Raw genomic sequence first — 24,285 nt, 5'->3', positions numbered from 1 at the left:
TTTGTTAAAAAGGGGAGCCTTTTTTATTTCACCATCCTAGAGAAACCAATACGTGTTATTACGCCGCCGCGAAAATCTCGATACCCAAGCGCTACCAGCCGAATGGCCAGAGCTGATAAAACAAGTTTATGTGCGACGCGGAGTTAAAACCGCGGCCGATGTTGAACGGCGTGCTCAAGCTCTTTTGCCATTTCAAGGTTTGCAAGGCATGGATGATGCGGTCAACTTATTGATCATCAATCTGCAGCAACGAAAGAAGATCCTGATTGTTGGTGACTTTGATGCCGATGGTGCAACCAGCACCGCACTACTAATGGTTGGCTTGCCGCAGTTTGGCTTTCGGTCTGTAGATTTTTTAGTGCCTAACCGTTTTGAGTATGGTTATGGTTTAAGCCCAGAGATTGTAGAGCTAGCCGCAGCTAAAGGCGCAGAGCTCATTATTACCGTGGATAATGGCATTTCCAGTATCAATGGCGTCGATAAGGCGCAGTCTCTTGGTATTCCGGTACTTATCACCGATCACCACCTGCCAGGTGAGCAATTACCCAAAGCGGCGGCTATTGTTAATCCAAATCTGTCGGCCTGCGCTTTTCCAAGTAAAAATCTGGCTGGCGTAGGTGTAGCGTTTTACTTGCTTATGGCGCTGCGCAGCAAAATGCGTGAACAAGATTTATTTGCCCAGCAAGGCTTGGTAGAGCCCAATATTGCCAGTTTATTGGATTTGGTAGCGCTAGGTACTGTGGCCGATGTAGTGCCGCTGGACAGCAATAACCGAATTTTAGTTCACCAAGGGCTGCAGCGTATTCGAGCAGGTGCCTGTAGGCCCGGCATTCAAGCGCTTATTGAAGTGTCTGGCCGCAATAAAGCCAGTATGGTGGCTAGTGACTTAGGTTTTGCAATTGGTCCGCGCCTTAACGCGGTTGGCCGCTTAGACGATATGAGCTTAGGCATTCACTGTTTACTTAGTGACGATATTCACCACGCGCGTCAATTGGCTAGTGAAATGGACAGCTTGAATAGTGAGCGCAAAGATATTGAAGCCAGCATGCAGCAAGAGGCCCAGCAAAGCGTGAGCAAGTTGAGTTTAGATACTCAAAGCCTGCCCAAAGCGCTATGTTTGTATCAGGCCGATTGGCATCAAGGGGTGGTGGGGCTAGTGGCTTCACGTATTAAAGAAAAATACTACCGCCCAGTGTTTGCTTTTGCTGATGGCGATAATGGCGAGGTAAAAGGCTCGGGGCGCTCGGTGGCCGGAGTGCATCTTCGTGATTTATTGGAACGTATAGATACCCAAAACCCTGGTTTAATTGCTAAGTTTGGTGGCCATGCAATGGCTGCGGGTTTGTCCTTATCGCAATCGCGATTTAGCGAATTTCAAGCTTGTTTAGAAAACACCGCCAAAGATTTTATTGATGAAGAGTGCCTCACTCACACCTTACTTAGTGACGGGGAATTAGCACCAGAGCAATTGGTGTTGGAATTTGCCGAAATGCTGCGTGAATCGGGACCTTGGGGCCAAGGTTTTCCCGAGCCTTTGTTTGACGGTGAGTTTGAGCTCTGTGCCCAGCGAGTTGTGGGCGAAAAGCATTTAAAGATGAGTGTGAAGCTACCGGGCATGAGCCAAGAAGTGGATGCTATTGCTTTTAATGTAGATCGTAGCATTTGGCCAAATGCCAGCCTCAAGCATGTGCAACTGGTTTATAAGCTGGACGTAAATGAATTTAGAGGGCGGCGCAGCGTACAACTTATGGTTGAACACTTAGCCCCCTTATAAACCTTATAGGAGTAGATAGATGTCTGAATCACTGATTGTGGTATGCCCTAGTTGCCAAGCAGGCAATCGCTTACCTGTGGCGCGAGTTGCTGAGCAAGCCAAATGTGGCAAATGTAAGCAAGCCTTATTTAGTGGTGAACCGATTGATGTTACCGAAACAAGCTTTAGTAAGCACCTAGGTGGCCAGTTACCGGTGGTTGTCGATTTTTGGGCATCGTGGTGTGGCCCTTGTAAAAGCATGGCACCTGCCTACCAGCAAGCTGCTCAGCAGTTTGCTCATCGCGCACAATTTTTAAAAGTGAATACCGAGGAGCAACAAGCGCTAGCGCAGCGTTATCAAATTCGCTCTATTCCTACTTTAATGGTGTTCAAAAATGGCAAATTATTAAGCCAACAAGCGGGTGCATTGCCAGCTCAAGCTATGCAGCAGTGGCTTGAACAGCACATTTAACTAAATCCAATATCTTTAAAACTTTAGGGCTTATTCTTAGCTCTAAAGTTTTTGCTCTATCCTTCGCATTTTCTACAGCCTAATATTGTGTTGCTTGTCCAAATAGAGATAATCCAAAAAGTTAAGTTTTTTAAGTGTTTGTTGTTGGCGAGTTATCTATTTGTTGTCAATAATTTATAAACACATCAACTAAAAATAAGCCAAACACACGGCTAGTGATTAAAGGATTGTTTATGCCTAGGGGAACCTCTCTTACTGGAAACGAGCGCAAGATGGTTGAGCATCAACACATCGTTTCAACTACCGATCCTCGAGGCGTAATTACCTACGCTAATCAAGACTTTGTAGACATTAGCGGCTATAGCAACGATGAGCTAGTGACTCATGGACACAACATTGTTCGCCACCCTGCGATGCCAAAAGTCGCCTTTAAAATGCTTTGGGATCGAATTGAAGGCGGCAAACCATGGATGGGGATTGTGAATAATCGCTGCAAAAACGGTGATAATTACTGGGTCGATGCATTTGTCACTCCCATGCTCTCTAGCAAAGGTGAGATAGAGGGTTACCAGTCGGTGAGAGTAAAACCTAATGCCGAGGCAGTAAAACGCGCTGATCGTTTGTATCAACGCATCAATCAAGGTCAGGCACCTATTTCCCGCTTGGAGCGCGGGATGAATATATTAAGTCGCTATAGCTTAAGTTTCGCCTTACCTGGATTACTGGTGTTGGCATTTTGCCTATTTAACTCGCTATTGTCTTTTGGCAGTGGGCTTATCGCAGCCATGGTAATTATTGGGCTAAGCGTGTTGTTAGCCACTATGCTAAGTGCGTCGATCCGCAGTTTAGCCGCCAGCAGTAAACAAACTATTGATGATCCCGTGGCGCAATGGATTTACACCGGGCGCTGCGATGAACTAGGGCAATTGCAATTAGCCAATATTTTATTGGATCATCAACAACAAACCTTAATTTGGCGAGTCAGTGATTCTGCTCAGCAACTGGATAAGGTGGCGGCTCAGGCATCTAGCGCAACCGAAGGTGTATACACCGATATGGACTCCCAGCAAAACGAGGTTGAGCAAGTCGCTAGCGCCATTGGCCAAATGGCGAGTAGCGTTGAAGAGGTATCGTCCAGTGTCCAGCAAACCGTGGAGCAAACCAGCCAAGCCGATCAGCAGGTGCGCCAAGGCCACCAAGAAGTTAACGACACCATCGCCCAAATAAACCTGCTGGCTAAAGAAATTGATACCGCCAGCGAAGTGATCGCGTCGCTAGCTCAAGAAAGTGAGCAAATTGGCTCCTTTGTAACGGTTATTCAAGGCATTGCCGAACAAACCAATTTACTGGCTTTAAATGCTGCCATCGAAGCAGCTAGAGCGGGCGAACAGGGGCGAGGGTTTGCGGTGGTGGCTGATGAAGTAAGAACCTTAGCTAGCCGCACGCAAAGCTCTACCGAAGAAATTCAAAGCATAGTAGCAACGCTACAAACCGGGGCAGAAAGAGCGGTGAAAGTGATGCAACAAGGTAGCAAGGCGGCTCAGGGCAGTGTTGAACAAGCTGCCCATGCCGGCGATGCAATTATGCAGATTACCCAAACAGTGGAAGAAATTCGCAGCCGCATTAGTCAAATTGCCAATGCGACTGAGGAGCAGGCTTCGGTTGCCAGTGAAATTGGTGGCAATGTTTCTGCCATTAGCCAGCAAACTCAGCAAACCTTGCAGCGTTGCCAGCATACTAGCGAAGCTAATCACCTGTTGGCTGAACAAAGTGGCAAGTTGCGGGCAATGGTCGAGTTGTTTGCTCGCTGATCTAGCCTATAAATCAACAATAGATAACTGGGCTTAGTTTTATGATTTTGCTTTCATCAATAATAGGGTGAGGATAATTTTGCTGGGCACCATTAACAGCAAGCCTAAGCCAATAATACCTGCGATTATTTGTACCCCGGTTACGCCCATGGAAACGCTGATATTAGAGAACATAGCTAAAGCTATTCCTACTAGCACCAATAATAAACCTATGCATATAACGGCATATAATAGGTACTTTCCTTGTTGCTGAGTCATCATATAACCCTTTTTAATAACGACTTAAGCCATTATTAAGCACATGCTTATATACAACTTTGCGTTAGCGCAGTTTATTGTGAATCTGCTGATTGTTTAGTTAGATTACTTGCTTGCGAAACTTTGAGTAAGGGGGCATTTTCGGGCCAGCTAAGCATGCCTTTTACCTGCCAAAAACTACCAATAGTGGGTGTTGGTTGTTGATTGAAGTTGATAGTGAGCAAATTGCCTTCAGTACTTTTAGCTAAGACCTCTTGCTGGTTATTAGTGGTGCCAATAACCAGAATATCGCCTTCAACCAAAGCTGATTGTTGATGCGCTAGGGCGTGTTCTAAAGACAGGCTTTCTATCTGTTTAAAAGGGCTATTAGGCGCCCAGGTGTAGTAACAAAAAAGGCCAATCAGTAAAGCCATTACGAGGGGAATACGTTTATCGATTATTCGAGGATCTTTGGCCATTTAATGGTCCTTGTTAGTGTTATTAAGCACTTGGGATTTTAGTGTTTTATCGCCCGCCAGCAACGTCGACAATACTACCCGTGATATAAGAAGCTTGTTCAGAAAGCAGCCAAGCAATGGCTTCGGCAACTTCGCTAGGCTGACCGGCACGCTGCATGGGAATGGCGCTGCGGACGCGTTCAATTCGGTTGGGTTCGCCGCCATCGGCATGCATGTCGGTATCAATAAAGCCTGGCCGCACCCCATTCACTCTAATCTTTTGCTCGGCTAATTCTAAGGAAAGCCCTTTAGTGAGAGTATCTATGGCACCTTTACTGGCTGCATAATCGATGTATTCGAAGGGAGAGCCTATGCGAGCTGCGGCCGAAGACACATTAACAATGGCCCCTCCAGTACCACCATAACTGCTGCCCATGCGCTTAATGGCATATTTACAGCACAGAAAGGCACTGGTTACGTTAGTAGTTAGCAGCTGATTGATGCGGGCCTGATCCATATTCACCAACGAGCTTTGTGGTAGCAACATGGCAGCATTGTTAACTAAGGCGGTAATGGCGCCCAGTTGTTGGTCAATGGCAGCGAACAGTTTATCAACTTGCTGCTCTTGGCTTACATCAGCAGCATAAGCCATTGCAGGAACACCTAAGGCATGTATTTGCTTCAGTAGCGTGTTAGCAGCTGCTTGGTTTTGCTTGTAATTAATACAAACGGCATAGCCTTGTTGCGCCAGCAGCAAAGCGGTAGCAGCGCCAATGCCACGACTAGAACCGGTGACGAGTGCAACCTTATTCATCGTTGTCCCTGCTATGTGAAGAAAGACCATGCTAGCAATATCAACCGCCTACAGAAAGCCTTTATGTTACGAATTAAATGACTATATTCCATACTATAGTGCGATAAACTTGCGCCCTAAGCGTTGGCTTTAAGCACTAATCTTTCTAGACTCTGGAATAACTTAACTATCACTTTTGAGATTATTTATGGATATTACCTTTGAATTAGCCAGTGCTTTAAATGTGCAAGCCTTACGTTTAGCTGACGAAAAACAAGTGAGCATTGCAGTTGCAGTGGTTGATGCTCACGGCGAGTTAGTAAGCTTTTCTCGAATGAACAATGTGGCTTTTCATGCCGCTGTACTAGCCCAGAACAAAGCGTATACCGCAGCGCGTGATCGCCAGCCTACAGCCAACTTAGCAGCATGGGCAAAAGAAACTGGTAAAGACATGGGTTATTGGACGGATCCTCGTTTTACCGGTATTCAGGGTGGTGTGCCGATTTACCAAGATGGAAATGTGATCGGCGCCATTGGTATTAGCGGCATGAGTGAGCAAGACGATGCTGCTCTAGCGCAAGCTGCAATAGATGCTATTAAGTAATGGCGAGGCGACGTAACAAAGGGAGCCTTGTGCTCCCTTTTTTGTATGTTAGTAGTACGACTTGTTAGAGGTTATCTTCGCTAGGCCTTTAATGATTCGGTAGATTGACCAAATCCAAACACCTAACAGTACAAAATACCCTATGATTACAAATGCTAATACAAAGCCAATAATCGACAGGCCAAAACCCCACCAAAAGGTTTTAATAATATTTGAGTAGTGATCCTCAAACAGGGTACCTGCTGCATCCGCTTTTTTCACCATGGCCCAAATAGCGCCCACGATCCAAAACAGACCGGTAAACAAACCTAGAATCATTAAACCATAGCCTATTAATGCGCTGGTTTTAGCGGTTTCATCGCTAGCAGATAGAGGTGCTTCGGTGACTGCATTTTGCATTTCTGACATTATTTACTCCTTAAATTGTCAGTGAGTTAGAACTGGTTAAATTGCCAAAGGCTTAGCGGGTATTTGAAAGTGCGAGATTGCTTGTTCCCGATTTACTGAATACCTCTAAAGAGGTGAATATGACATAGAGAAAAGTGGAAAGCTTTAGCTAACAAGCTAGTTTTGCGTTAAATAATATTAATATAATCTTTTATATATTAATGCTTTAGCTAAAAGATGGTGAGAGCGGCACTCTCAGAGGTTTAGGCTATTTGTAACCAGATTCTCGTAAACGCTTGTAAACCGTATTGCGGCTGATACCAAGCTGCTGAGCTGTCTTGGATATATTGCAAGAAAGTGACTGATAAACCGCGACTATGTCATCACTATTTGGCTGCTTAACTTGTTCTGGCTCAGAGTTAGTTTGTGAAGTATTTGGAGTAAACACTTCTACGTTAGTGACTTGGCCATCAAGGTCGGCAAAAAAGTCGTCGGGAAGGTGCTGTAAATCGATGGCTTGATTATCAGACATCGCTTGGGCGATTTGAATAACACTCACTAGCTGGCGAATGTTTCCTGGCCAAGGGTGCTGGCAAAAGCTGTGCATTGCACGTTCTGTAATTAAGGCATCTTGCGGTGTTTCTGCATAGTAATTTAGCAAAAACTGGATAAGGTGTTGTCGGTCACTCCGATGACGAAGGGCCGGTAGTTCAATATTTAAACCGCTAACACGGTAGTATAAATCTTGACGAAAACTGCCTGCTTCTACATCATCTTTTAAGTTTCGGTTCGTCGCTGACACTAGCTTAAAATCTACCGGATAAGACTCGGTACTGCCCAAGGGGTTAACTCTGCGCTCCTGCAGCACCCTTAATAAGCGCGCTTGTACATTCAAGGGCATATCGCCAATTTCATCTAAAAAGAGGGTGCCTTTATCTGCCTTGCGGATCAGCCCTATATAACCTTTGTTGCTAGAGCCAGTAAACGCGCCTTTTTCATAACCAAACAGTTCTGATTCCACCAACTCTTGGGGAATCGCCGCACAGTTTACCGTTACCATATTTTGTTTGCTGCGTTGGCTTGAGTGGTGCAGGGCTTTTACAAATACCTCTTTACCTACACCGGTTTCCCCCCGAATTAAAATCGGGATTTCTTTATCAACAATGCGTTTGCTTTGCGCCACCGCTTTAGCCATTACCGGATCGCCCAAATTAAGGTCATCCAGCAAAAATGCCTGTTTCTCTGAGACGTGTTGTGGCCTATTTTTTTCAGGCTTAAGCAAGGTTCTAAAATCTAAAACGCGCGGTTTGGCTTGCTTGGGTTTATGCAAAATACCGTGCACTCTAAATTGCTGACGAGTGATTAAGGGGATTTGAAAACTCTCTGGTTGGTTGACTAATTGGTTAACACTAATTTCAAATAGCTCACTTATGTTCACCAGCTTTAAGTCGGTGGCTAGCACTAATTCTGCACGGCGATTGGCCGAAATCACTAAGCCGGTCTCATCAAATACAATCAGTGCCGACCATTGGCTATCAATGTTTTCCGGGCTGGTATTAAAACGCAGCAAAAAGTGCTCGCTATTGAAGTGAGAGATAATTAGCTGATTTTCAACCGCTTGAGACATTATCTTAACCATGCCTAGGGTATGAGATTCCGGCAGGTAAGTATCGCTAGAGATATCAATCACCCCCACCATTTCTCTATCAACACCATAAATGGGCGCAGCCGAACCAGTCATAAAGCGGTTGGCCACTAAAAAGTGCTCGTCATGATGAATTTGCACCACGCTACCGGTTTTTAAGGCGGTGCCAATGGCGTTGGTGCCTAGCACCGGTTCTTGCCAGCCAGTGCCTGGTGAAAAGATTTCTTGATGCTGCTGTTTAAAGCGTTGCTCCCCCCAACTTTTTAGTACATAGCCTTGATGGTCTGCCAGCATAACTTGGCTATTGCTGTTGCTTAGCAAGTTCTCGTAATACGGCAGTACTTGATGGTGGGTTGTCGCGAGTAATTGATGATGCTGTTCCAATAGGCATGACAAATCCCCCGCAGATTTATGTTCTACGTTTGGCTCACTATGATGGGTTAAGCCAGATTCTCGACAGCGCTGCCAAGAACTCTTAATTAGGGCTTCATGCTCTATATACCACTGTGATTTCTCGCTCATCTCAATCCTTAAATCAGCATCACATTGTTTAGCAGTGAACAGTGTTAGGCAGGCACTTTCGCATACGAACATTAATTGGTCAAAATCGATTAACAAAATGTTCACATTGATCACACTAAATGAACATGTTTTTATTAAAGTAAATGCTGCTGTGTTGGTTAAATTTAATTAAAACAATGGGTTGGGTTTTATTGGTGAGCTTGGCATAACTCTGGCAATAAGCTTCGTGGATTTGCGAATTTGAACAGAGTGCGAACATTGTTCAGCACAGAACAATAAGGAGAGCCCCCGCCCATGTCACTGACATTGGAAAACGTAACAAGGATGGTCGATGGCCAGTATTACATTAACCAAGCCAATCTCAATTTTGAGCCCGGCTCGTTTAACGTATTACTGGGCCGCACCTTATCAGGCAAAACCAGTTTAATGCGGCTAATGGCCGGATTAGACAAACCTAATACCGGCCGAGTGTTAATGAATGGCCTAGATGTTACCGGCGTATCGGTGCAAGAGCGCAATGTATCGATGGTCTATCAGCAGTTTATTAACTACCCCAACATGAGCGTTTACGACAACATTGCCTCGCCTTTGCGCTTAGCCAATGAGTCGGAAACCACCATTAAGAAGCGGGTAATGGAAACGGCCGAAATGCTGCGTATTACGCCATTTTTGTCTCGCTTGCCGTTGGAGCTCTCTGGTGGACAGCAGCAACGTACCGCCATGGCGCGAGCCTTAATTAAAGATGCAGACATCATCTTGTTTGATGAGCCTTTAGTGAACTTAGACTACAAATTGCGCGAAGAGCTGCGCCAAGAAATGCGCGAGTTATTTGCTCAGCGCAATACCATTGCGGTGTATGCCACCACCGAACCTAACGAAGCGCTCGCATTAGGCGGCACCACCACTATCTTGCACGAAGGCAGGGTGATTCAAAGTGGCCCAACGGCCGATACCTACCATTCGCCTTGCAATGTTACGGCGGCAGCTTTGTTTAACGAGCCGCCGATTAACCTTATTGCTGGCAAAATGAGCGCCACCGAAGTGACCTTTGATGACAAAGTGCACTTCCCGCTTAATGCTGACTTAAAAGCTTTGGGAGAAGGCAACTACCAGTTTGGCATTCGCCCTAGCCATTTAAGTTTACTGCCCAAAAACGATGACGATTTAGAGATTTCGGTTCAAGTTGAGCTAGCAGAAATCTCCGGCTCCGAAACCTTTTTGCACGTACGTAACGAGCACTTCCAATTAGTGCTGCATCTCTCCGGCGTTCATTCCTACCACGTAGACGAAAAAATAAAAATTTATGTGCCAACCCATAAGTTGCATGTATTCGATCATGCCGGTGAGCTTATTCAAGCATCAAGCCGTCGTATAGAGGATCATTATCATGGCTGAGATCCAACTTAAGTCTTTAGCGCATTGTTACGACAAACAGGCCGAACAACCGCAATATGCGATTCGCGAAATGAACCATGTTTGGCAAAAGGGCGGTGCATACGCCTTGCTGGGTCCATCTGGTTGCGGCAAATCTACCCTATTAAATATTATCTCAGGCTTGCTAGAACCCTCAGACGGAGAGGTCTTGTTTGATGGCGTAAGAGTAAACGACATTCCGCCGCAAGAGCGCAACATAGCCCAAGTATTCCAGTTTCCGGTGGTGTACGACACCATGACGGTATTCGATAACTTAGCCTTTCCACTGCGCAACATGGGCGCCAGTAAAGCCAAGGTGCAGTCTAAAGTGGGCGAAATTGCTGAGATCCTCGATCTCACCGCGGTACTCAATAAAAAGGCCGCCAACTTAAGCGCCGACGAAAAACAAAAAGTGTCGATGGGCCGCGGTTTAGTGCGTGACGACGTATCCGCCATTTTGTTTGATGAACCACTCACGGTTATCGACCCCCACCTTAAATGGAAGCTGCGCCGCAAGCTCAAGCAAATTCACGAGCAGTTTAATATCACCATGGTGTACGTCACTCACGATCAGCTAGAAGCTTCTACTTTTGCCGACAAAATAGCGGTGATGTACAACGGCCAAGTGGTGCAGTTTGGCACCCCTCGAGAGCTGTTCGAGCAGCCTAATCATACCTTTGTGGGCTACTTTATTGGCAGCCCAGGCATGAACTTAATGGAAGTTGAGCGCTGTGAGCAGGGCGTATGTTTTGGTGAGCAAAGTATCGCTTTAAATGAACACGAACTAAACGCGGTTAATGCTTGCCAATCTACCAACTTAAAAGTGGGTATTCGCCCCGAGTTTGTGCATGTATGGGATAAACCCAATGGCGATGCCTACCAAGCAGAAGTGCTGTTTGTTGAAGACCTAGGCACCTACAAAATCCTAAGTTTAAAACTGGGTGAGCAGGTGATTAAAGCCCGCTTGCAAGAAGACCAAAAAGTCCCCCATCAAACCGCCTATATCAGTTTTCCCGAGCAATGGTTGATGCTCTATATCGACGAATACTTGATCGCCAAGGAAGCACATCATGATTAAACCCTACACCAATAAAGCGTGGTACTTGGTACTGCCCGTATTTGCGCTGGTGGCCTTTAGCGCCATTGTGCCCTTAATGACCGTGGTGAACTATTCGATACAGGATATTTTTGATGCCAATACCCGCTACTTTGTGGGCACCGAATGGTATCGCGAAATTCTTAATGATACCCGTTTGCACGACTCCCTAATTCGCCAATTTATCTTCTCTGGTTCGGTGTTATTAATCGAAATTCCCTTAGGTATTTTGGTGGCCTTAATGATGCCATCACGCGGCCCCGGCTCGGTGGTGTGTTTGCTGGTATTAGCTTTACCACTGCTGGTGCCGCTAAATGTAGTGGGTACTATTTGGCAGATTTTTGGGCGCGCCGATATTGGCCTATTTGGTTGGGCACTTAATAGCCTAGGCATCGATTACAACTATGCTGCCAACCCTATGGATGCGTGGTTTACCGTATTGCTGATGGATGTATGGCATTGGACATCGCTGGTTGCCTTGCTGTGTTATTCCGGCTTACGGGCTATTCCCGATGCCTATTATCAAGCAGCGCGAATAGACCGCGCCTCTAACTGGGCTGTATTTCGTTTTATCCAGCTTCCCAAGCTTAAAAACGTATTGCTAATTGGCGTGCTGCTGCGCTTTATGGACAGCTTTATGATTTACACCGAGCCCTTTGTGCTTACTGGTGGCGGGCCGGGTAACTCCACCACCTTCCTCAGCCAAACCCTCACCAAAATGGCCGTAGGCCAGTTTGATATTGGGCCAGCAGGGGCGTTCTCCATCATTTATTTCTTAATCATTTTGTTAGTCAGCTGGCTGTTTTACACCGCTATGACTCATAACGACAGCAAGTAAGTACTGCGAAAGGATGCAATTATGAATATGAAAAAAACACTAGGGATGAGTGCCTATATCTTGTTCCTGCTGTTACCGATTTATTGGCTGGTGATTATGTCGTTTAAGAGTAATCAAGAAATACTCGGCGGGCTTAGTTTTTGGCCAGAGCATTTTACCTTTGCCAACTATGCCATCATTTTTAGTGATGCCAGCTGGTACATGGGTTATGTGAACTCGATTTACTACGTGTCACTCAATATGGTGATCACCTTAGCGGTAGCGCTGCCGGCTGCTTACGCCTTTTCGCGCTTTCGTTTTATTGGCGACAAACACCTGTTCTTTTGGTTGCTAACTAACCGAATGGCGCCGCCAGCGGTATTTTTACTGCCGTTTTTCCAACTTTACTCATCGGTGGGTTTGTTTGATACCCATATCGCTGTAGCTCTCGCGCATTGTTTGTTTAACGTGCCGTTAGCGGTGTGGATCCTCGAAGGCTTTATGTCGGGCGTGCCACGCGAGATAGACGAAACCGCCTACATCGACGGTTACAGCTTTCCTCGCTTCTTCGCCAAAATTTTTATTCCGCTTATTCGCTCTGGCATTGGGGTAACCGCCTTTTTCTGTTTCATGTTCAGCTGGGTAGAGCTGCTATTGGCCAGAACCTTAACCTCGGTAGACGCCAAACCCATTGCTGCAGTAATGACCAGAACAGTGAGTGCCTCGGGCATTGATTGGGGCGTATTAGCGGCAGCGGGTGTGCTCACTATTTTGCCGGGCGTATTAGTAATTTGGTTTGTTAGAAACCACGTAGCCAAGGGCTTTGCCCTCGGACGGGTATAGGAGAAGCAACATGAACTGGATGGCATGGACAACTCCATCAGCATTATTTTTTACCGGCATCGCCTGCATTTTGTTTGTGATGACCTGCTGGGAGCTAAAAAGCCCCTGCGTGGCACGAAAAGGTTTTTTACCGATAGCTACTACCCGTGGCGATCGATTGTTTATTGGCTTGTTAAGCAGTGCGTTTATTCATCTTGGCTTTATCGGGATGACCGAACTAAGCATTTGGCTGCCCTTCGCGGTAGCTGTGGTGTGGCTGTTTATCGTAATGAGATGGGGGTAAGCAACACAAAACTCGAGAGCAAAAATGGATGTGCAAAGGCATCAAGAGGTGCCTCAAAAAACAACATGCACTTTAAAAAAACAAAAGGAATGAAGAAATGCCCTACAACAAAAAATCAGTGTTTAAGCTAGCTCGCCTTAGTGTAGCAATGGTCATTGCTGGATGTAGTAGCTTAGCCTTAGCAGATCAATACAGTGATGCCGCTAAACAATGGGTGGGAGAAGAGTTTACGCCTTCTACCTTGAGCCAGCAGCAGCAAATGGATGAGATGGCATGGTTTACAGAAGCGGCAAAACCATTTCGTGGTATGGAAATTAATGTAGCCTCAGAAACCATTACCACCCATGAATATGAAAGTAAGACCTTAGCCAAGGCATTTTTTGAGATAACCGGTATTAAGGTTAATCATGATTTGATCCAAGAAGGCGATGTAGTAGAAAAACTGCAAACGCAAATGCAGTCGGGTCGTAATATTTATGATGCCTACGTAAACGATTCAGACTTAATTGGTACTCACTTTCGCTACGGCAAAGTAGTACCCATTAGTGACTTTATAAAAGGCGAGGGTAAAGACGTAACCCTGCCAACTTTAGATCTAGAAGATTTTATTGGTTTAAGTTTTACCACTGGGCCAGATGGAAAAATCTATCAGCTACCAGACCAACAGTTTGCTAACTTATATTGGTTCCGCGCCGACTGGTTTGAACGCGCCGATCTAAAAGAGAAATTTAAAGCCGAATACGGTTACGAGCTAGGTGTACCGCTAAACTGGTCGGCTTATGAAGATATCGCCGAATTCTTCTCAGAAAAAGTAAAAACCATTGATGGCGAGCGTGTCTATGGCCACATGGATTACGGCAAAAAAGATCCATCGTTAGGTTGGCGCTTTACCGATGCGTGGTTATCTATGGCGGGTGCAGGCGACAAAGGCATTCCTAATGGTGTTCCGGTAGACGAATGGGGCATTCGGGTAGAAGGCTGTAACCCTGTTGGCTCAAGCGTAGAACGTGGTGGTGCCACCAATGGCCCAGCGGCCGTTTATGCCACCGCTAAATATGTAGAATGGCTTAAAAAATACGCGCCACCCGAAGCCCCAGGCATGACCTTTGGCGAAGCTGGCCCAGTACCCGCACAAGGTAGCGTAGCCCAGCAAATCTTCTGGTACACCGCCTTTACCGCCGATATGACCAAACCTGGTTTACCGGTAGTTAATGAGGATGGCACGCCAAAATGGCGCATGGCACCTTCGCCGCGCGGCCCATACTGGGAAGAGGGCATGAAGCTGGGTTATCAAGATACTGGCTCGTGGACGTTCTTAAACTCCACCCCGCTAGACAGACGCCAAGCTGCTTGGTTGTATGCCCAGTTTGTGGTGTCTAAATCAGTATCGCTTAAGAAAACCTTGGTGGGCTTAACGCCTATTCGTGAGTCAGACATTAACTCACAAGCGATGACCGAAGCCGCACCTAAGCTCGGTGGTTTGGTGGAGTTTTACCGCAGTGATGCGCGGGTACAATGGACACCAACTGGCACCAACGTGCCAGACTATCCAAAACTGGCACAGCTTTGGTGGCAATATGTGGCAGAAGCGGCCAGTGGAGAGAAAACCCCACAACAAGCCATGGACGGCCTAGCTGCCGCACAAGACAAAGTGCTAACACGCTTAGAGCGCAGTGGCGCGCAAGGCGAGTGTGGTCCTAAGCTTAATCCCAAGCAAGACGCCTCTTATTGGCTAAACCAACCTGGCTCACCTAAAGCCAAGTTAGCCAACGAGAAGCCACAAGGTAAAACCATCGCTTATAAAGATTTAATCGCCCAATAAGCAAGTGCGTAAATCAAAAGACCCAGCCTTGGCTGGGTCTTTTTGTAAGCAGTTAAGTTCAAACTGTAGGCGGCATGTTAGTGGAAAGAAGGGTCTAGATAGGGAAGCAAAGGTATTTAAAGTGACTCTGCCCCTTTTATTAAGCGAGGAACGAGCAAAAGCCAACTGTTTTTTGTCCGTTTAAGCAACTTGTTAACTTTCGTTATTATTCCAAAATTCGCTTCTTTCTTCTTGTAATGAAGAATGGTAATAATTTATAGCTGCGGCCCAATTTCTTACATCGAGCTCTATTTTCCACTCTTTTTTTTGAAATGTTCCGGTTAAATGGCACAAACCATTCCAGTAAGGAATATTTAAGTTTTCATTCTCTTTAATTAAATAAAACTTTTTTGCATGTATTATTTTATTGCAGCTCTCTCTCAGTGAAAGAGTAAAACTGCCATTGAGTACGTTTCCAATATCTCCACCCACAGAATCAATAGCATCTTTGTCAAACGATGAAAAACCACATTCAAAATGATCTTCAGTGAAGTGGTCTTGAAATATTCTTGTTTTAACTGCGCATTCGATCATATAGCTACTAATCAATGTTTCAGTCAAAGCTAAATCATCCTCTAACTCTATTTGAAGTTCCGTTACCTGCCAATCTTCTTCCTTATTAGATTTTAAGTAACTAGATTTCCATTTAGCGTTCTCTTGACTGGCACTGGATAACTGTTGGATAAGAAAAAGTTTTTCTTCGAGGTTTCCGAAATCGATTGGATGACCCACGGACTCTCCTAGAAAGTTAACGCCCCAACCATGGGCGGATTGAGCAGGCTAAATTGAGGAGCGGAGCGACTAAAGCCTGCGAAAAGCCGTCCACGTGGGTTGGTTTGTTATATGACGCCACCGCTATTCGCTTAGTGAAAATATAGATGGCTCGCAAACTTATCCCCTCGACAGTATCCCGAGGATGACCCAAACGACTATGCATGTGAAAGATAGACGCAGCAACGCAAGAGCTATGCCCCGCTTGTCTTCTCGAATCCAGTTATAGACCATCATTTTATAGTTAAGCGCAACCCACCGATCCCCTTTAGAGGCTTTCGAGTCTCTAAAAAAGACAAACAGGACAGCGAGGCAGACCCAACCTAAGATAAATAAAACAAGGCAAGCTTGCCTCGCAATTTCAACAATATACTCTTCAGGCATCACAAGTAGTCATATAACAGCTTATTAATAGGAAAATCTCCTTGTTTAAACACGGAATTTTTCCTCTTTTCACGCATTTGATAAATCCAAGATTACCACCTTTCCCAAGCTACATAAGCCATCTAGCTCTAAAAATAACAAAAATGTCAGCACGAAAAGTGGGATACACTTGAGAAAGAAGGAAAAGCAATTTACATGTGTAAAATCACAGTGCTATGTTGGTTTTAGCTAGCTAAAGCTAAGAGTAAGCAGGAGTATGGTTGCTGCTTAGTGCTGCTGAAGTTGCATAAGTTTAATCAAAAACACTGCCGATATTGACGCTAGAGATAAACCGGGGGTTTTGCTTTATTCGCTGATGTAAGCGCTCTAGTTGGATGGCGTCACTGTATTTGGGAAATACGTTTACGTCGGCCAGTTGATGATGGGCTATTTTCTTTTGTCGCCACTTGCTGCAAACAGAATGCAATAACAGGCGGTCGGTTTCGCGTGCAAAGGTTTTGGCGCGATAACGCCAAATTATCTTACGTAGTACTTGGCTCAATTGGCGGTTGTGCTGCTTTATCGCCAGTTTGTAGAGGTATTCGTAAAAGGAGAGGTCTTCGTCGCTTTTGGGGCTAAGTTTACTTAGTGCGGAAAACTCGACTTCTTGTGAGAACTGAAAGTGGGAAATGTTATTGAGCTGCAGAGCCATGTAGGTGCGGTGACATTTGGAGCAGCGCCCACAGTTGCTGCTTGGGTCTTCCCAGCATACCCATAGGTTGTCTAAGGCTTCTGGGTAGTGTTTGATGAGCGCTATTTTGGCTGCTCGGTCGGCTTCTAACCCAAGGTGTGAAATTTGGCAGGACTCGCTAGACCATAAGGGATCTAACAACGGGTGGCTGTTAGAAGGGTTAATCGCATCGTAGGTAACTGCCCCACTAATTGCCATGCTTTTGGGGTTTAGCAGCAAGCTAACACTGGCTAAGGATGCGCCAAAGTTGGCAAAGCGGGCTAGGCCTGTCCAACCGGTAAATTCTTTTAAGTTACTTTCTACGCAAATTAGCCTTTTGTTAAACAGCTTGGCGGTTTTTTGGCAGCGGGCGACTAGCTGTTGCCAAGCTGGCTGGGGCATGGAGAAGTCGAAGCCATTAATTAGCACTAAATTGTCTAACTGCTCTTGGTGTTTAATTAGGTTGTAGGTGCCATCTACCCCGCCAGAGAAAAAGGCGCTGTGGCCCAGTTGGCTGGCGGAAGGTTAATTCGGCTTTTTAGGCACGCTAAAGCGTTCAAATAGCCGCGAACTTTAAGTTAGCTATCGTTTAAGTGGGCCAAACAAACGGCTGTTGCACTGGTTCTGTTTTCCACTGCTAGTTTGGTAAATACCGCTTCAAGATGTTTATTTACGGTACGTGGGCTCATGTCTAAAATTTGCGCGATTTCTCGATTGGTTTTCCCCCGTGCTAGCCACAGCACCACTTCTGATTCGCGTTCGGTTAAGCTGAAGCGTTGGCGCAAGGAGTCGCGCTGGCTCTGGTCGTCGTTGTTTACCAAACGAAGTAAGTGCTCACCCGGTGACGATTGCCCCAAGTAGCGGACTTGCAGCGCTGTGTTGAGGTTTTTAAGCGACAGCATGCTGTGTTTAGCTGGGGTATGGGCTAGCCACTGCTTAAGTTGCGGGCTAATCACTTCTGCTGCTGTGGCAGGTAAATCCTCCTGCGATGCCAGTGTTTCGCTTGCTTTGGCGCTTACCCAAATCATTTCGCCTCGGCTATTGGCGGTAAAGCTAGCTTGGCCTATTTCATCTAGGGCGCCATGGGCACTGCGGGTGAGGCGAGCATTGCTGATATGTACTTTTATGCGGGCAAACAGCTCATCAAGTTTTACTGGTTTGTTGATGTAGTCTACTCCGCCAGATTCTAACCCCTTAATTACCGACTCACTGCTGCTTAATCCAGTCATAAAAATCACTGGAATATCGCTAAGTTGAGTATTTTGTTTAAGTTGCTGGCAGGCTTCAAAACCGTCCATATTTGGCATTAAAGCGTCCATCAGTACTAAGTCTGGAGTTATGCGTTGGCTAATGTTTAGAGCTTGTTGCCCGTCCATGGCAATTAATACGGTGTAGCCTTGTTCAATTAAGGCGGTGTTGAGCATGGCTACCGATTCGGTCGCGTCGTCAACAACGAGGATTAGTCCCTTTGAGTTTGTGGCGTTCATTAGATTACAACCTTTCACAATAAGCGGTAATGCTGGCAAATTGATACTGTTCTAATTCCTTTCTTAGGGCGCGAGTTATGGTGTGTAATGCGCTGTCTTTTTCGAGGTTTTTTATTAGCCTATCAATCCCTTGTACAAAGCCTAGTTGCGCCATTTCTGCGATTTCTTGCAGCTGTTCGCGCTGGCTTTGGTTTAGTTGAATGTTTAGCGCTTGCGGCTCGGGCGAGGCGCTTTGCGTACTGGTATTTTGGTAGTTCCAATCTATGGCTAAGGCTTTGGCGACTTTTTCCAGTAGCGCGTTATCGCGCATGGGTTTAGCCAGGTAGTCATTGTGTAACGCTGGCTCGTGAATTTCTTCAGCGGCATTGAAATAAGGCGCTTCTGTGGCATCGGCCGACACCATGATGATGGGTACACTAATGCCATTGCTGCGAAGTTTTTTAAGCAGTTGCCAGCCATTCATATCGGGCATGGAGATGTCGAGCAAAAACAGGTCAATGGCGCTTAAGTAGGTATTGCTTAAACAACATAAAGCATCATTGGCTTCATGAACCACAAAGCCCAGTGGCGATAGGATTTCTGATACTAAGTTACGGTGATTGGGGTCATCGTCTACCACCATTACGGTTTTGCTAGGGCCTTTAATGGATTTTACTGGCGCTTGCACAGATTGCGGCTGCTGATCTTTGTTTAAGCTAGCCAGCATGATGCTCAGTTTGAAGCTGCTACCTTTGCCAATCTCGCTGCTTACACTAATGTTTCCGCCCATTATGTCGGTAAGTAACTGCGTAATGGTTAAGCCTAAGCCAGTGCCGGGAGAGCTGGGTATGTCCCTTTTCTCTACTCGCTCAAAGGGTTTGAATATTCGCTCGATATCTTGCTCGCTAATGCCTACGCCGCTGTCGGTAATGGTGAATTCTGCTACTTGATTACGGTAATAAACGTCTAAGGTTACTGAGCCTTGTTGGGTAAATTTAACCGCGTTGGACAACAGGTTGATGAGTATTTGCCGCAATTGAGTTTCGTCTGCGGTTACCCAGTTGGGCAGGTAAGGGCTGGGGTTATAGATGAATGTAATGCCTTTGCTTTTAGCTTGAAGGCTGAACATCTCTACTAAGTCATCCAGCAATTCACCAATGGCCACTTCATCGCGTTGTAGTTCTATCCTGCCTGCCTCGATGCGCGAGATATCTAATAGGCCTTCAATTATGTCGGCGAGGTGTTCGCCGCTGCGTTTGATAAGAGAGACTTTAGCAGTGTGCTCGGGTGCTAAAGTAGGCGATTTTTCTAAGAGCTGTGCATAGCCCAGTACCGAGTTAAGCGGAGTGCGAAGTTCATGGCTAATGCCTGTGAGGTATCGACTTTTGGCTTGGTTAGCCGATTCGGCGGTTTCTTTGGCTTGCTGCAGGGCTTGGTCGGTCACCTCGTGGGCAGATATTTCGCGGCTAAGTAGCTCGGTATGGCGCTGCGATTCATCTAATGCAAATTGGCGGCTGTCGTTGGCTAATACAAATAGCCAAACCAGTACACCAACAATAATCATTAATAAGAAAAATACGTGGCTAAGCGTTGCCGACACTGCGGCTTTGGTGGCAAATTCGGTAACCGGGATCCGTGAGTATACCAAGTAGAATAAGCTAGCAATTAGCAGGGCAATGAGCGCCATTAAGCCAGAGAAATTAAGTAGCCGAGTATTCATTAAGGATGACACGGCTTTAGGAAGCACCAGGCTAACAAATTGACTTAATTGCTGACCAAAGCGGGCGTTTTCTTTGCATTGATCATGGCAGCGCGCATCTAGGGTGCAACATAGCGAGCATATTGCCCCGCCATAGGCTGGGCAGCTGGCAAGGTCTTCAATTTCAAAGTGATTTTGGCAAACCGTACATTCTCCTTGGTGGGCCTGCAGCAGACTGGGCTCTCTTGCTAGGTAGTAGCGACCTTTGGTTAAAATGGCGATGATAGGAGAGCACACAAAAGCGGTGCTTAAGCCAATGTAAGGCGCCAGTGCTTGGGCTGTGTCGCCGGCATTTCCAGTATAACAATAGATACTTAAAACAGAGGCAATCACCATAGAACCAACCCCAACTGGGTTAATGTCGTAGAGGTGGGCGCGTTTAAATTCAATGTGCTTGGGGCTATAACCTAAGGGTTTGTTGATGACTAAATCGGCTACCAGTGCGCCAACCCAAGCAACCGCCACATTCGAGTAAATGCCAAGTATGTCTTCTAAGGCGGCATAGATGCCTAACTCCATAATGAGCAGGGCAATAATCACGTTAAATACCAGCCACACTACACGGCCCGGATGGCTATGGGTTAAGCGAGAGAAAAAGTTAGACCATGCAATAGAGCCGGCATAGGCGTTAGTCACGTTAATTTTAAGCTGGCAAACCAAGACAAAAATGCCCGCCAATGAGAGTGCCACGAGCGGTGACTGTGACATATAGGAAAAGGCCACCTGGTACATTTGAATAGGATCTCCGGCCACATCCTCGGCCACTCCAGCATTAATGGCCAGTACCACTAAAAACGATCCTAAGAGGATTTTAAGTGCACCAACAATAATCCATCCGGGGCCTGCCGATAACAGCGCTACCCACCAACAGGCCCGGTGTTTTTTCTTGGCCTCGGGCATAAAACGTAAGAAGTCTACTTGCTCACCAATTTGCGCCATTAACGAGAATAAGATCCCCGACGCCGCACCAAATAAGTGCAGGTTAAACTCACCTGAGTTGCCGCTCTCTTGCTTGCCTTCAAACTGCAACCAGTTGTTAATGGCGCTGGACTCATGCCACAAAATAAAAATTAGCGGCGCCACCTGCAGTACCAGCCATATTGGTTGGCTCCACAGTTGAAAACGGCTGATGAAGGTGATGCCGTGGGTCACTAAGGGGATCACTACAACTGCGCTAATTAAGTAGCCAATGCTTAAGGGAATATTAAATAACAGTTCTAAAGCCGAGGCCATAATGGCCGCCTCAATGGCAAAAAAGATAAAGGTAAACGAGGCGTAAATGAGAGAGGTAATGGTAGAGCCAATGTAGCCAAAGCCCGCGCCGCGCGTGAGCAAGTCGATGTCGACGCCATAGCGTGCAGCGTAGTAAGAGATTGGCAGCCCGCAGAAAAATATAATTGCCGATACCAGCAATATGGCGATTAACGAATTGTTGAAACCAAAGTTAAGGATTAGCGCGCCACCAATGGCTTCTAGGGCTAAAAAAGATATTGCGCCCAAAGCGGTATTAGAGACCCGTGCAACCGACCACTTACGGGCATTTTTAGAGGTAAACCTTAGCGCATAATCTTCTAAAGTTTGGTTGGCTACCCAGCGGTTATAGTTTCTACGGGCTTTAAATACATGCTGGTCCTTCATCCCTTAAACGCCTTCCTTTGCGAATTCACAGGTTTTATAAGCATTTTTCGCGCCGTGGCTTTATCACCCTTTTGTTAAAATGGTTATTAAAATCAGACTGTTATGCTTGTTTAACTGAGTTATTTGTTGGTAGCGGTTTGCCACTCTCTTTATATCTTGACCCTAAATCAATCTCTTATTCACCGCTATGCGTCAAATGACGTAGGTCGCTAGGGTGAACGGCGAATTTTGCTCACTGTTGTAATCTCGCATCATGGTATTCACCAAGTACGGACACCTTGTCTTACACACTCAGTAGGGATACCACTATGCACAATCTCAAGAAAACAGGCTTAAGCAATTCGCTACGCCGTAATCTGTTAAAAGGAATGATGGCTTTGCCCGCCGCGATGCTTGTTTCACAACTAAGCTTTGCAGCAGCGCCTAGCACCGCTGAAGTAAATACCACCGGCTTAGCCGTAACCGACGACACGGTGAAGGTAGGTATTCTACACTCGGTAACTGGCACCATGGCGATTAGTGAAACGGGTTCGGTGCAAGCCGAGATGCTAGCCATTGAGCAAATCAACGCAATGGGCGGCGTATTAGGACGCCAAATAGAATACATTCAAGAAGACGGCGCTAGTGACTGGCCAACCTTTGCTGAAAAGTCGAAGAAGCTGCTAGTTAAAGATAAGACTGCGGCAGTATTTGGCTGCTGGACCTCTGCTTCTCGTAAAGCGGTACTGCCAGTGTTTGAGCAATATAACGGCATGCTTTATTACCCAACTTTCTACGAAGGTTTAGAGCAATCACCTAACGTAATTTACACCGGCCAAGAAGCAACTCAGCAAATTATTGCCGGTATTGATTGGGTAACCGATACCAAAGACGCCAAGAGTTTCTTCTTACTGGGTTCTGATTACATTTGGCCACGTACCTCTAACAAAATTGCCCGCAAACACATCGAAAAACTGGGTTTGAAGGTAGTGGGCGAAGAGTACTACCCACTGGGTCATACCTCATTCAACTCGGTTATCAACAAAATCAAACTGAAAAAGCCTGATGTGATTTACGCCATTGTAGTAGGTGGGTCTAACGTTGCCTTCTACAAGCAGCTTAAAGCTGCGGGCATCGATATGAACAAAGAGAAGCCATTGGTACTCACTATTTCGGTAACTGAAGACGAGATCTTGGGCATTGGCGGTGAAAACATCCAAGGCGCTTACGCCGCTATGAAGTACTTCCAAAGCTTAACTAACCAAAACAATGAAGAGTTTGTTGCGGCCTTTAAGAAGCGCTGGGGTGATGACATTGTGATTGGTGACGTAACTCAAGCTGCCTACCTTGGCCCTTGGTTGTGGAAAGCTGCAGTAGAAAAAGCCGGCTCGTTTGATATCGACAAAGTACGTGCTGCCTCGCCAAACCTAGAACTAACCACTGCGCCAGAAGGTTATGTGAAAGTTCACGAAAACCATCACCTATGGTCTAAAACGCGAATTGGTCACGCTCAAGCTGATGGTCAATACAACATCGTTTATGAAACCGCAGACTTAATTGAACCAAACCCATTCCCTAAAGGTTATCAGTAACCGCTGTAGGTGGCTCAGTTCGCTGGGCCACTTGTTCTTTCGCTAGCTTTTAAGAGGGACTGAATATGTTTGCCGATTATACCAGCTCAGAGCTAACCGCCATTTTCGCCATGCAGGGATTTGCCGGTCTTATTTTGTTTTCTGTATTTGTTCTTATGGCCCTAGGTCTAGCCATTATATTCGGTCAAATGGGCGTAATTAATATGGCCCATGGCGAGTTTATGATCCTAGGTGCTTACATTACTTACCTTACTTCGCAGCTATTTAGTAATTACCTTCCGGGTCTATTTGATGGCTACTTTTTTGTGGCAATGCTGCTGGCGTTTATTGTCACTGCAGCGCTGGGAGCGTTGGTGGAGTGGGCGATGATTCGCCATTTGTACAAGCGTCCACTAGATACCTTATTAGCGACTTGGGGTTTAAGCCTTATTTTACAGCAGCTCTATCGCACCGTGTTTGGCGCTCGAGAAGTGGGAGTGAGCCTACCTGATTGGCTAATGGGCTCTTATGCGATAACCGACATTATAGAAGTGCCAATTAACGGCATATTTGTGATGGCATTAACCATCATGATTACCATTGGCGTGTACTTGCTAATGCAAAAATCTCGCTTAGGTAAACAAACCCGCGCTGTGGTGCAAAACCGCGCAATGGCTGGTGCCGTAGGGATTAACACCGAAAAAGTTGACCGTTATACCTTTGCTTTAGGTTGCGGCATTGCCGGCATTGCTGGCTCGGCCTTTACCATGGTGGGTTCAACCGGCCCAACCGCTGGGCAGCTCTACATTGTAGACACCTTCTTAGTGGTGGTATTTGGTGGCGCGTCAAGCTTGCTTGGTACCGTTGCATCGGCCTTTACCATCTCACAAGCGCAATCAACCATGGAGTTTTTCCTTAGTGGTTCGATGGCCAAAGTTCTCACCTTATTGACCGTGGTAGGCATTTTAATGCTGCGTCCTCAAGGTCTGTTTTCGCTCAAGGTTCGTCGTTAG

21 protein-coding genes are annotated in these 24,285 nt (G+C 46.1%); 12 read left to right on the top strand and 9 right to left on the bottom strand.

The window, feature by feature from the left end; translation table 11 throughout:
* Positions 1 to 52: 52 nt before the first annotated feature.
* The 3 genes from recJ to K5609_RS16595 all read left to right on the top strand — a co-directional run bounded on the left by recJ (position 53) and on the right by K5609_RS16595 (position 4,036).
* A complete protein-coding gene (gene recJ / locus K5609_RS16605) occupies positions 53 to 1,774 on the top strand; it encodes a single-stranded-DNA-specific exonuclease RecJ (RefSeq protein WP_221074608.1) in 1,722 nt (573 codons plus the stop codon).
* Positions 1,775 to 1,793: 19 nt separating this feature from the next.
* Positions 1,794 to 2,225, top strand: coding sequence for a thioredoxin TrxC (trxC, locus tag K5609_RS16600; RefSeq protein WP_016401358.1), 432 nt, complete (start codon positions 1,794 to 1,796; stop codon positions 2,223 to 2,225).
* A 233-nt stretch (positions 2,226 to 2,458) separates the two neighbouring features.
* Positions 2,459 to 4,036 carry a methyl-accepting chemotaxis protein gene (locus tag K5609_RS16595; RefSeq protein WP_221074607.1) on the top strand — a complete coding sequence of 526 codons (1,578 nt, stop codon included), beginning with the start codon at positions 2,459 to 2,461 and terminating at the stop codon, positions 4,034 to 4,036.
* Between the two features lie 39 nt (positions 4,037 to 4,075).
* Here the strand turns inward: K5609_RS16595 and K5609_RS16590 are convergent, their stop codons facing one another.
* From K5609_RS16590 to K5609_RS16580, 3 genes are all read right to left on the bottom strand, one after another.
* A complete protein-coding gene (locus K5609_RS16590) occupies positions 4,076 to 4,297 on the bottom strand; it encodes a hypothetical protein (protein ID WP_246611877.1) in 222 nt (73 codons plus the stop codon).
* Between the two features lie 71 nt (positions 4,298 to 4,368).
* Positions 4,369 to 4,752 (bottom strand): hypothetical protein, encoded by a 384-nt coding sequence (locus K5609_RS16585; RefSeq protein ID WP_221074606.1) that lies wholly within the window; start codon positions 4,750 to 4,752, stop codon positions 4,369 to 4,371.
* 46 nt (positions 4,753 to 4,798) lie between these two features.
* On the bottom strand, positions 4,799 to 5,545 hold the full coding sequence (locus K5609_RS16580) for an SDR family oxidoreductase (RefSeq protein WP_221074605.1): 747 nt from the start codon (positions 5,543 to 5,545) through the stop codon (positions 4,799 to 4,801).
* Positions 5,546 to 5,732: 187 nt separating this feature from the next.
* Here K5609_RS16580 and K5609_RS16575 point away from each other — a divergent pair, with 187 nt between their 5' ends.
* The gene (locus K5609_RS16575) at positions 5,733 to 6,128 is read left to right on the top strand and encodes a GlcG/HbpS family heme-binding protein (RefSeq protein WP_221074604.1); all 396 of its coding nucleotides are present in this window, start codon (positions 5,733 to 5,735) and stop codon (positions 6,126 to 6,128) included.
* A gap of 48 nt (positions 6,129 to 6,176) precedes the next feature.
* Here the strand turns inward: K5609_RS16575 and K5609_RS16570 are convergent, their stop codons facing one another.
* Together K5609_RS16570 and K5609_RS16565 are read right to left on the bottom strand one after the other, a co-directional pair.
* Positions 6,177 to 6,536, bottom strand: a complete 360-nt coding sequence (locus K5609_RS16570; RefSeq protein ID WP_221074603.1) for a DUF4870 family protein — start codon at positions 6,534 to 6,536, stop codon at positions 6,177 to 6,179.
* A 247-nt stretch (positions 6,537 to 6,783) separates the two neighbouring features.
* Complete coding sequence (locus K5609_RS16565; RefSeq protein ID WP_221074602.1) at positions 6,784 to 8,682, bottom strand: sigma-54-dependent Fis family transcriptional regulator; 1,899 nt, start codon at positions 8,680 to 8,682, stop codon at positions 6,784 to 6,786.
* A 294-nt stretch (positions 8,683 to 8,976) separates the two neighbouring features.
* Between K5609_RS16565 and K5609_RS16560 the strand changes: the two genes are divergently transcribed.
* The 6 genes from K5609_RS16560 (at position 8,977) to K5609_RS16535 (ending at position 14,956) form a co-directional block, all read left to right on the top strand.
* A complete protein-coding gene (locus K5609_RS16560) occupies positions 8,977 to 10,077 on the top strand; it encodes an ABC transporter ATP-binding protein (RefSeq protein WP_152784455.1) in 1,101 nt (366 codons plus the stop codon).
* Positions 10,070 to 11,173 carry an ABC transporter ATP-binding protein gene (locus tag K5609_RS16555; protein ID WP_221074601.1) on the top strand — a complete coding sequence of 368 codons (1,104 nt, stop codon included), beginning with the start codon at positions 10,070 to 10,072 and terminating at the stop codon, positions 11,171 to 11,173. The genes K5609_RS16560 and K5609_RS16555 overlap by 8 nt, the downstream gene beginning before the upstream one ends.
* Positions 11,166 to 12,029, top strand: coding sequence for a carbohydrate ABC transporter permease (locus K5609_RS16550; RefSeq protein WP_016401347.1), 864 nt, complete (start codon positions 11,166 to 11,168; stop codon positions 12,027 to 12,029). The genes K5609_RS16555 and K5609_RS16550 overlap by 8 nt, the downstream gene beginning before the upstream one ends.
* A gap of 21 nt (positions 12,030 to 12,050) precedes the next feature.
* Positions 12,051 to 12,851: a carbohydrate ABC transporter permease gene (locus tag K5609_RS16545; RefSeq protein ID WP_221074600.1), complete on the top strand. Its 801-nt coding sequence runs from the start codon at positions 12,051 to 12,053 to the stop codon at positions 12,849 to 12,851.
* A gap of 10 nt (positions 12,852 to 12,861) precedes the next feature.
* Positions 12,862 to 13,134, top strand: coding sequence for a DUF2160 domain-containing protein (locus K5609_RS16540; RefSeq protein WP_016401345.1), 273 nt, complete (start codon positions 12,862 to 12,864; stop codon positions 13,132 to 13,134).
* A 97-nt stretch (positions 13,135 to 13,231) separates the two neighbouring features.
* Positions 13,232 to 14,956 (top strand): ABC transporter substrate-binding protein, encoded by a 1,725-nt coding sequence (locus K5609_RS16535; RefSeq protein WP_221074599.1) that lies wholly within the window; start codon positions 13,232 to 13,234, stop codon positions 14,954 to 14,956.
* Between the two features lie 192 nt (positions 14,957 to 15,148).
* Here the strand turns inward: K5609_RS16535 and K5609_RS16530 are convergent, their stop codons facing one another.
* From K5609_RS16530 to K5609_RS16515, 4 genes are all read right to left on the bottom strand, one after another.
* Positions 15,149 to 15,727 carry a hypothetical protein gene (locus tag K5609_RS16530; protein WP_221074598.1) on the bottom strand — a complete coding sequence of 193 codons (579 nt, stop codon included), beginning with the start codon at positions 15,725 to 15,727 and terminating at the stop codon, positions 15,149 to 15,151.
* A gap of 715 nt (positions 15,728 to 16,442) precedes the next feature.
* Positions 16,443 to 17,261 (bottom strand): hypothetical protein, encoded by an 819-nt coding sequence (locus K5609_RS16525; RefSeq protein WP_221074597.1) that lies wholly within the window; start codon positions 17,259 to 17,261, stop codon positions 16,443 to 16,445.
* A gap of 176 nt (positions 17,262 to 17,437) precedes the next feature.
* Positions 17,438 to 18,346 carry a response regulator gene (locus tag K5609_RS16520; RefSeq protein WP_221074596.1) on the bottom strand — a complete coding sequence of 303 codons (909 nt, stop codon included), beginning with the start codon at positions 18,344 to 18,346 and terminating at the stop codon, positions 17,438 to 17,440.
* 4 nt (positions 18,347 to 18,350) lie between these two features.
* Positions 18,351 to 21,722 (bottom strand): ATP-binding protein, encoded by a 3,372-nt coding sequence (locus tag K5609_RS16515; RefSeq protein ID WP_221074595.1) that lies wholly within the window; start codon positions 21,720 to 21,722, stop codon positions 18,351 to 18,353.
* A gap of 308 nt (positions 21,723 to 22,030) precedes the next feature.
* On the opposite strand from K5609_RS16515, the gene urtA reads away from it, so the two are divergent.
* Together urtA and urtB are read left to right on the top strand one after the other, a co-directional pair.
* Positions 22,031 to 23,293 (top strand): urea ABC transporter substrate-binding protein, encoded by a 1,263-nt coding sequence (gene urtA / locus K5609_RS16510; protein ID WP_246611876.1) that lies wholly within the window; start codon positions 22,031 to 22,033, stop codon positions 23,291 to 23,293.
* A gap of 65 nt (positions 23,294 to 23,358) precedes the next feature.
* Complete coding sequence (urtB, locus tag K5609_RS16505; RefSeq protein ID WP_016401336.1) at positions 23,359 to 24,285, top strand: urea ABC transporter permease subunit UrtB; 927 nt, start codon at positions 23,359 to 23,361, stop codon at positions 24,283 to 24,285.

This window comes from Agarivorans aestuarii (genome assembly GCF_019670125.1).
GTDB classification, from domain to species: domain Bacteria; phylum Pseudomonadota; class Gammaproteobacteria; order Enterobacterales; family Celerinatantimonadaceae; genus Agarivorans; species Agarivorans aestuarii.
Note: the sequence above shows the minus strand (reverse complement) of the source record. Positions and strands in the feature narration are given on the sequence as shown.